A 702-nucleotide genomic window follows, 5' to 3' on the forward strand; every position below is an offset into this window, starting at 1 on the left:
TGCCCATCCAGCGCGTGGAAGCTCGGCCCGATGTGATCGTCGACAAGATCGATGGAGATATCACGCCGGAGCAATACGCGTTGATCAACTCGGGATTCATCGCGCAGGTGTTCTCGGCCTCCCTTCCTCCAGGCCAATACACAATCCAGGACGTTCGCGTGTCGATGCGCGTGAGCGGAATGGCCACCATCCCCATTGCCGATGCTGACCAGCGCGGCGCCTTCAGGCTTCCGGATGCCAACAGCCCGTTCACCCTGGTGAAGAGCGACGGCACGAACGTCCCGCTCAAGATGGCCCGCGCCGCGCCGAACACCGTGAACGCTTCAGGCTATCCATCTCTGCGCGACAGCGATTTCGAGATTCGCGCCTCGCTGCCCGGCGTCGGTGGTGACGTGGTGAAGGCCGTTCCCTTCGCCTACCGCAGACCGGTCCTGAGCGTGCCAGTGTCGCTCCCCATCGTCGAGGGGTTCCCGGGGATGACGGCACGGATCTCTCCAACGAACCCGCTGAACAACCGCGCGTTGGACGTGGCCGAGATTCCCGTGGTGGTGGAAACCGCCACGTTCGAGGCGATGGAAATCAACGGCACGAAGGTGGAGAATGGGGCTTCCTTCAAGTTGCCTCGACAGGCCAACCTCGCGGGCGTGTACCCCACGGTGGTGAAGGATGCGGGAACAGTGGAGTCGTCGCAGGCGGTGAAGC

General features: G+C 63.2%; 1 protein-coding gene. It reads left to right on the forward strand.

The window, feature by feature from the left end; genetic code table 11:
- Positions 1-32: 32 nt before the first annotated feature.
- A partial coding sequence (locus tag AC066S_RS39015; RefSeq protein WP_478271933.1) for a hypothetical protein occupies positions 33-702 on the forward strand: 670 nt, incomplete at its 3' end.

The organism is Bradyrhizobium sp. CFUWI (assembly GCF_056429085.1).